The sequence below is a fragment of the Elioraea sp. Yellowstone genome, from assembly GCF_006704265.1.
Classification (GTDB): domain Bacteria; phylum Pseudomonadota; class Alphaproteobacteria; order Acetobacterales; family Acetobacteraceae; genus Elioraea.
The window spans coordinates 1-7,166 of record NZ_VIKA01000153.1 but is presented as its reverse complement, the minus strand read 5'-3'; the positions used below and the strand labels follow the sequence as shown (position 1 = coordinate 7,166).

Below are 7,166 nucleotides of genomic sequence, written 5' to 3'. Positions count from 1 at the left end.
GGCTACTGGCCGCTCGGGCGCGAGATCGATCCGCGCCCGCTGATGCTGGCGCTCGCCGGGCGCGGCCATGCCCTCGCCCTGCCGGTGACGGGACGGCGCGGCACGCCGCTCGCCTTCCGCCGCTTCCGCTTCGGCGACGCGCTCGAACACGGGCCTCTGGGCACGCGCCACCCGCGCGCGGAGGCCGGGGCGCTGGCACCCGACTGGCTGCTGGTGCCGCTGGTCGCCTTCGATGACGCGGGCATGCGGATCGGCCATGGCGCGGGCTACTACGATGCCACGCTCGCGGCGCTGCGCGCGCGCGGCCCCGTGGTCGCGGTCGGGTGCGGCTACGCGGCGCAGCGCGCCGCGTCGCTGCCGCGTGCCGCGCATGACCAGCCGCTGGACGCGATCGCCACCGAACGGGGAGTTTTCGGCGCGTGAGGATCCTGTTCCTGGGCGACATCGTCGGCCGCAGCGGCCGCGATGCGGTGATCGCGGCGCTGCCCGCCCTGCGCGCGCGCCTCGCGCCCGATCTCGTGATCGTCAACGCCGAGAATGCCGCGCACGGCTTCGGGCTCACTCCCGAGATCGCGCGCGCGGTGCTCGCCGCCGGCGCCGACGTGCTGACCCTCGGCAACCACGCCTGGGACCGGCGCGAGATCATCCCCTACATCGAGGGCGAACCGCGCCTGCTCCGCCCGCTCAACTACCCGCCCGGGACGCCCGGGCGCGGCGCCGGGCTGTTCAGCGTCTCCGGCCGGAAGGTTCTGGTGGCGAACGTGATGGGCCGGCTCTACATGGACGCGCTCGACTGCCCGTTCCGCGCGGTCGACGCGCTGCTCGCCTCCCACGCGCTCGCCCGCACGGTGGACGCGATCGTGATCGACGTCCACGCCGAGGCCTCGAGCGAGAAATGCGCCTTCGCCTGGCATGTCGACGGGCGCGTCTCCGTCGTGGTCGGCACGCACACCCACATCCCGACGGCGGACGCCCGGATCCTGCCGGGCGGCACCGCGTTCCAGTCGGATGCCGGGATGTGCGGCGACTACGACAGCGTCATCGGCATGCAGAAGGAGGGAGCGATGCAGCGCTTCATCCGCAAGCTGCCGGGTGAACGGCTCGCCCCGGCTGAGGGCGAGGCGACCGTGTGCGGCGTGTTCGTCGAGACCGACGACGCGACCGGGCTTGCACGCCGGATCGCGCCGCTGCGCCAGGGGGGGCGGCTCGCGTCGGCGATGCCGGAGTAGCGCGGATCCGATGCGGCCGGCGTCGACCGCCCGGGTGACGAGGCCCGCAGGAACGGGCAGGGCGGCTTCGATTCGCGCGGACACCGCGCCCGCGGTCGGACCCGTGCGGCAGCCGGGCGGTCACCGCTCCGGCACCAGCCGCGCGACGAGCCGCAGCAGGATCATGAGCCCGATCAGTTCGACCAGCGACTGCACCACGATCGCCACCGCCGCCGCCTGCCAGGGCGCGGGGAGCGCGAGGGCGAGGGGAAGCACGACGAAGGAGTTGCGCGTGGCGAGGCTGAACACCAGACTGCGTGCCGGTCGCGGGGCGAGCGCGGCGGCCCGCGCGAGCACCACCCCGATCGCCACCGCACAGGCGAGATAGAGCGCGAACAGCCAGGCGATGTCCGCGACCACGGGCAGGGCGGCGCGCACGGCCTCGACCTCCGCGCCGGCGATCAGGAACACCACCGCCGCCAGCAGCGGCACCGGCGCCGCTGCGAGCCGCGCGACGAGGCGGGCCGCCCCCCTGCGGCGCCGCGCCAGCACTTCCGTCGCGCCGGCGAGGCCGAGCGGCAGCAGGATCAGGAGCGCGAAGGCCGATGCGACGGGCAGGGCCGGCAGCGCGGCGGTCACGCCGGGCCCGAGGAGCAGCCAGACATGGCCCGGCAGGAGCGCGATCTGGACGACCAGGAGGACCGGCGTGGCCGCGGTCGCGCGCGCGGCGTCGCCGCCGCCGAGATGGGTGAAGGCGACGAACCAGTCGGTGCACGGCACCGTCAGCACCAGCACGATGCCGAGCCGCACCGCCGGATCCGCGGGGGCGAGCGGCAGCAGCACGGCCACCAGCATCGGCACGGCGAGGAAGTTGCCCGCCAGCATCGCGCCGAGGAAGCGCCGGTCGCGCAGCGCCGCGCTGATCCGCACCAGCGGCACCTGGGTGAAGGTGGCGTAGAGCAGGGCGGCAAGCGCCGGCCACAGCAGGCCGCGGAAGGCCGGCTGCACCTCCGGCAGGGCGGCGCCCAGGCCGAGCCCGGCCCCGATCGCGACCAGATAGATCCAGACCTGGTGCCGCTCCGCCTGCGTCCGCCCGCTCACCCCGGCCCGTCCCTGTTCCCGTCCCGTTCGCGCCCTGCTACACAGCCCGACCGCAGCCCCGAAGCGACGACTCGAAGGACCCAGAGGCGGCCATGGCCGGCCATTCCCAGTTCAAGAACATCATGCACCGCAAGGGCGCGCAGGACGCCAAGCGCGCACGCGCCTTCGCCAAGATCATCCGCGAGATCACGGTGGCCGCGCGCCAGGGCCTGCCGGACCCGAACGCCAACCCGCGCCTGCGCGCGGCGGTGATCGCCGCGCGCCAGGCCAACATGCCGAAGGACACGGTCGAGCGCGCGATCCGCAAGGCCTCCGGCGAGGGCGGGGCGGAGGACTACGTCGCCCGGCGCTACGAGGGCTACGGGCCGGGCGGGGTCGCGATCATCGTCGAGGCGCTGACCGACAACCTCAACCGCACCGCCTCCGACATCCGCTCGCTGTTCGCCAAGCACGGCGGCGCGCTCGGCGAGACCAACTCGGTTGCGTTCATGTTCGACCGGCTCGGCGTCGTCCGCTACCCGGCGACGTGCGCCGATGCGGAGACGATGCTGGAGGCGGCGATCGAGGCCGGCGCCGAGAACGTCGAGAGCGGCGCGGGAGGCCACGAGATCACCTGCGCCCCCGATGATCTCTTCGCCGTTCGCGACGCGCTCGCCGCGCGGTTCGGCGACCCGGAGGAGGCGAAGCTCGACTGGCGGCCCAGGACCGCGGCGCCTGTGGACGAGGAGACGGCGGGGGCGGTGCTGAAGCTGATCGACGCGCTCGAGGATCTCGACGACGTGCAGGCGGTGTTCGCCAATTTCGAGGTCTCCGACGACGTCATGGCGAAGCTGAGTGCCTGACGGGGGTCCTCGCGGCTTGCGCGTGCTCGGGCTCGATCCCGGGCTGGGGGCCACGGGCTGGGGCGTGATCGAGGCCATCGGCAGCCGGCTCAGCCATCTCGCCGACGGGGTGGTGGAGACCGATCCCTCGCTCGCCCTGCCGGCGCGGCTTGCCGCGCTGCATGCGGCGCTTGCCGGGATCGTCGCCGCCTGGCGCCCCGACGAGGCGGCAGTCGAGGAGACCTTCGTCAACCGCAACGCCGCCTCGACGCTGAAGCTCGGCCAGGCGAGGGGGGTGGTTCTGCTGGCGCCGGCGCTCGCCGGCATCCCCGTCGCCGAATACCAGGCGACCATGGTGAAGCGCGCCGTGGTCGGGCAGGGGCACGCGCAGAAGCGGCAGGTGCAGGCGATGGTGCGGATGCTGCTGCCGGGGGCGGCGCCAGGACGCACGGATGCGGCGGATGCGCTCGCGGTGGCGATCTGCCACGCGCATACCCGCGCGACCGCGGCGCGGCTGGCGGGGGAGCGATGATCGGCCGCCTTGCCGGAACCCTGGTCGCGGTGGAGCCGGAGGCCGTGCTGGTCGACGTCAACGGCGTGGGCTACGTGGTCGGCGTCTCGACGCGCACGCTTGCCGCGCTGCCGCCGCCGGGCGCGGCGGTGACCCTCACGATCGAGACCATGGTGCGCGAGGACGCGATCACCCTCTACGGCTTCCTGGATCCGGCCGAGCGCGCCGCCTTCCGCACGCTGCTGACCGTGCAGGGCGTGGGCGCCAAGGTCGCGCTCGCGCTCCTCGGCGCGTTCTCGCCCGGCCAGATCGCCGCCGCGGTCGCCGCGGGCGATGCGAAGACGCTGACGCGCGCCAGCGGCGTGGGCGCGCGGCTCGCCGCCCGCCTCGTCACCGAACTGAAGGGCAAGCCCGGCTTCGCCGGCGCCGAGGCGATCCCGGCCGCTGCCGTGCCCGCGCCGCCGCCCGACCCGCTGCTCGCCGACGCGGTCTCGGCGCTCGCCAACCTGGGCTACCGCCGCGCCGAGGCCGAGCCTGCGCTCGCCGCCGCACGCCGGCGTCTCGGTGACGCCGCCCCGGTCGAGGCGCTGATCCGCGAAGGGCTGAAGGCGCTCGCGCGATGACCGGCCGGCTCACCGACCCGGCCGCGCGCGGCGACGATCTCGGCGAGGCGGCGCTGCGCCCGACCCGGCTCGACGACTTCATCGGGCAGGCCCAGGCGAAGGCCAATCTGGCCGTGTTCGTCGCCGCCGCGCGCGCGCGCGGCGAGGCGCTCGATCACGTGCTGCTGCACGGGCCGCCCGGCCTCGGCAAGACCACGCTCGCGCAGATCGTCGCGCGCGAGCTGGGCGTCGGCTTCCGCGCCACGTCCGGCCCGGTGATCCAGCGGTCGGGCGACCTCGCCGCGATCCTGACCAACCTCAACCCGCGCGACGTGCTGTTCATCGACGAGATCCACCGCCTCCAGCCCGCGATCGAGGAGGTGCTCTATCCCGCGATGGAGGACTTCCGGCTCGACCTGATCATCGGCGAGGGGCCGGCCGCGCGCACGGTGCGGATCGATCTCCAGCCCTTCACCCTGATCGGGGCGACCACGCGCTCGGGGCTGGTCGCGACCCCCCTGCGCGACCGCTTCGGCATCCCGCTGCGCCTCGCCTTCTACACGCCGGAGGAACTGCTCGGCATCGTCCGCCGCGGCGCGGCGCTGCTCGACCTCGACCTGACCGAGGACGGGGCGGCCGAGATCGCGCGGCGGTCGCGCGGCACGCCGCGCATCGCCGGGCGGCTCCTGCGCCGCGTGCGCGACTTCGCCGCGGTGGACGGCACCGCGCGGGTGGACGCGCGGGCGGCCGATGCCGCGCTGACCCGGCTGGAGGTGGATGCGCGCGGGCTCGATGCGATGGACCGGCGCTACCTGCGCCTGATCGCCGAACGCCACGGCGGCGGCCCGGTCGGCGTCGAGACGCTCGCAGCGGCGCTGGCCGAGGCGCGCGACGCGATCGAGGACGTGATCGAGCCCTATCTGATCCAGGAGGGGTTCGTGCTGCGCACCCCGCGCGGGCGGGTGCTGGGCGAGGCGGGCTGGCGGCATCTCGGGCTGATGCCGCCCAAGGGGTTCCAGCCCGACCTGCTCGCCGCCGGGGACGATACGGATGGCTGAGCATCCCGCCCACCGGTTCGCGCTGCGCGTGTATTTCGAGGACACGGATGCCGGCGGGATCGTCTATCACGCCGCGCATCTGCGCTTCGCCGAGCGCGCGCGGACGGAGTGGCTGCGCGATCTCGGCCTGCCGCACCGGCAGTTGATCGAGGCGGAGGGGCTGATCTTCGTCGTCAAGCGGCTTGCGATCGAGTATCACCGCCCCGCGCGGCTGGACGAGTCGCTCGCGGTGGTAACACATCCGCGCCACATCGGCGCCGCCTCGGTGACGCTCGAGCAAGCGATCCGGCGCGGCGAGGAGGCGATCGCAACGCTCGAGGTCGTGCTGGCCTGCGTCCGTCTCGCGACCGGGCGGCCCGAACGCATCCCGGCGGCGCTGCGCGCGGCGCTGGCCGCGCACCCCTGAAGGCTGGATCGAGGTTCCCGAACGATGGATCGAGTGGTTGACGCGGCGGGCCTGGCGGCGGAGGGGGCGGCACAGCTCTCCCTGTGGTCGCTGTTCCTGCAGGCCGACATCGTCGTCAAGGCGGTGATGATCGGGCTCCTGCTGGCGAGCATCTGGGTCTGGGCGATCATCTTCGAGAAGACCGCCACGCTCCGGCGCGTCAACGGCCGCGCGGATGCCTTCGAGGACACGTTCTGGTCGGGCAAGAACCTCGAGGACCTCTATGACGGCGTGCGCGAGAGGCCGCGCCACCCGATGGAGGCGGTGTTCGCGGCGGCGATGCGCGAGTGGCAGCGCTCCGCCCCCAAGCTCGAACGCGCGCCCGAGGGCACGCGCCAGTCCGTGCGCGAGCGGATCGAGCGGGCGATGGCGATCACCATCCAGCGCGAGATGGAACGGCTCGAGCGCTGGATGATCTTCCTCGCCTCGGTCGGCTCGGCCGCGCCCTTCATCGGCCTGTTCGGCACGGTCTGGGGCATCATGAACAGCTTCACCGCGATCGCGGCGATGCGGAACACCAACCTCACGGTGGTGGCGCCGGGCATCGCGGAAGCGCTGTTCGCGACCGCGATCGGGCTCGCCGCAGCGATCCCGGCGGTGCTCGCCTACAACAAGATCTCGACCGACCTCGCCCGCTTCGCCGGCCGGCTCGAGGCCTTCGCCGCCGAGTTCGGCGCGATCCTGTCGCGCCAGGTGGACGAGCCGCGGAGCTGAGACGATGGCCGCAGGACTGATCGGCAACGGGCGTGACCGCAGGACGCGCTACCGCCCGATGGCCGAGATCAACGTCACGCCGCTGGTCGACGTGATGCTGGTGCTGCTGATCATCTTCATGATCGCGGCCCCCCTGCTGACGGTCGGCGTGCAGGTCGACCTGCCGCGCACCACGGCGAACCCGCTGCCCAATCTCGACGAGCCGCTCTCGGTGACGATCAATGCCGAGGGGCGGATCTTCATCCAGGAGACGGCGGTCGAGATCGAGGAACTGGTCCCCCGGCTGCAGGCGATCGCCGAGGCCCGCGCGGGCAGCGAGACGCGCATCTTCGTGCGCGGCGACCGCGCGATCAGCTACGGGCAGGTGATGGAGGTGATGGGCCGCATCGCCGCCTCGGGCTTCACCCGCGTCGCGCTGCTCGCCGAACAGCCCTCCGGATTGCCGGAGGGCGGCGCGGCACCGGCGCCGGGGCGCTGACTTCCGGGCCGCCATGCGGCGCTGGCTCGGTCTCTCGACCGGACTGCACCTGCTGGTGCTGATCCTGCTGCTGTTCGGCGTTACGACAACAAAACGCTTTGAGGAGCCGGCCGAGCAGGGAATCGAGGTCGAGCTGATGATCGCGCAGGGGCCGACCGCGCCGGCGCCGGCGCCGACAGCGCCCGCCGAGCGCCCCGCGGAGCCCGCGCCCGAGCCGGCCCCCGATCC

10 protein-coding genes and 1 pseudogene are annotated in these 7,166 nt (G+C 73.9%); 10 read left to right on the top strand and 1 reads right to left on the bottom strand.

Translation table 11 applies throughout. From position 1 onward, the window contains the following. Positions 1–423 (top strand): 5-formyltetrahydrofolate cyclo-ligase (locus FK498_RS15930; RefSeq protein ID WP_141856262.1); only part of this gene is annotated, 423 nt, incomplete at its 5' end. After that, positions 420–1,229, top strand: a complete 810-nt coding sequence (locus FK498_RS15925) for a TIGR00282 family metallophosphoesterase (protein ID WP_141856260.1) — start codon at positions 420–422, stop codon at positions 1,227–1,229. The genes FK498_RS15930 and FK498_RS15925, both read left to right, overlap by 4 nt. Positions 1,230–1,349: 120 nt before the next feature. On the opposite strand, the gene FK498_RS15920 is transcribed toward FK498_RS15925, so the two are convergent. Further along, positions 1,350–2,309 carry an arsenic resistance protein gene (locus tag FK498_RS15920; RefSeq protein WP_141856258.1) on the bottom strand — a complete coding sequence of 320 codons (960 nt, stop codon included), beginning with the start codon at positions 2,307–2,309 and terminating at the stop codon, positions 1,350–1,352. Positions 2,310–2,401: 92 nt separating this feature from the next. On the opposite strand from FK498_RS15920, the gene FK498_RS15915 reads away from it, so the two are divergent. The 8 genes and pseudogenes from FK498_RS15915 to FK498_RS15880 form a co-directional block, all read left to right on the top strand. Beyond that, a complete protein-coding gene (locus FK498_RS15915; protein WP_141856256.1) occupies positions 2,402–3,151 on the top strand; it encodes a YebC/PmpR family DNA-binding transcriptional regulator in 750 nt (249 codons plus the stop codon). A 16-nt stretch (positions 3,152–3,167) separates the two neighbouring features. After that, positions 3,168–3,662, top strand: a complete 495-nt coding sequence (gene ruvC, locus FK498_RS15910; RefSeq protein ID WP_161988447.1) for a crossover junction endodeoxyribonuclease RuvC — start codon at positions 3,168–3,170, stop codon at positions 3,660–3,662. Continuing rightward, positions 3,659–4,264, top strand: coding sequence for a Holliday junction branch migration protein RuvA (gene ruvA / locus FK498_RS15905; protein ID WP_141856252.1), 606 nt, complete (start codon positions 3,659–3,661; stop codon positions 4,262–4,264). The genes ruvC and ruvA overlap by 4 nt, the downstream gene beginning before the upstream one ends. Next, positions 4,261–5,301, top strand: coding sequence for a Holliday junction branch migration DNA helicase RuvB (gene ruvB, locus FK498_RS15900; protein ID WP_141856250.1), 1,041 nt, complete (start codon positions 4,261–4,263; stop codon positions 5,299–5,301). Before ruvA ends, ruvB begins: the two co-directional genes overlap by 4 nt. Next, complete coding sequence (gene ybgC / locus FK498_RS15895) at positions 5,294–5,707, top strand: tol-pal system-associated acyl-CoA thioesterase (protein ID WP_141856248.1); 414 nt, start codon at positions 5,294–5,296, stop codon at positions 5,705–5,707. The genes ruvB and ybgC overlap by 8 nt, the downstream gene beginning before the upstream one ends. Before the next feature lie 24 nt (positions 5,708–5,731). Continuing rightward, entirely contained in the window at positions 5,732–6,460 is a 729-nt protein-coding gene (tolQ, locus tag FK498_RS15890; RefSeq protein WP_141856247.1) for a protein TolQ, read from the top strand. A gap of 4 nt (positions 6,461–6,464) precedes the next feature. Beyond that, a complete protein-coding gene (gene tolR, locus FK498_RS15885; RefSeq protein WP_141856245.1) occupies positions 6,465–6,938 on the top strand; it encodes a protein TolR in 474 nt (157 codons plus the stop codon). A 13-nt stretch (positions 6,939–6,951) separates the two neighbouring features. Further along, positions 6,952–7,166, top strand: a pseudogene (locus FK498_RS15880) (hypothetical protein); the annotation flags it as partial.

Coding starts and splice junctions, on each gene's coding strand:
- FK498_RS15915 (WP_141856256.1), top strand. CDS start 2,402: ATGGCCGGCCATTCCCAGTTCAAGAACATCATGCACCGCAAGGGCGCG.
- ruvA (WP_141856252.1), top strand. CDS start 3,659: ATGATCGGCCGCCTTGCCGGAACCCTGGTCGCGGTGGAGCCGGAGGCC.
- ruvB (WP_141856250.1), top strand. CDS start 4,261: ATGACCGGCCGGCTCACCGACCCGGCCGCGCGCGGCGACGATCTCGGC.
- ybgC (WP_141856248.1), top strand. CDS start 5,294: ATGGCTGAGCATCCCGCCCACCGGTTCGCGCTGCGCGTGTATTTCGAG.
- tolQ (WP_141856247.1), top strand. CDS start 5,732: ATGGATCGAGTGGTTGACGCGGCGGGCCTGGCGGCGGAGGGGGCGGCA.
- tolR (WP_141856245.1), top strand. CDS start 6,465: ATGGCCGCAGGACTGATCGGCAACGGGCGTGACCGCAGGACGCGCTAC.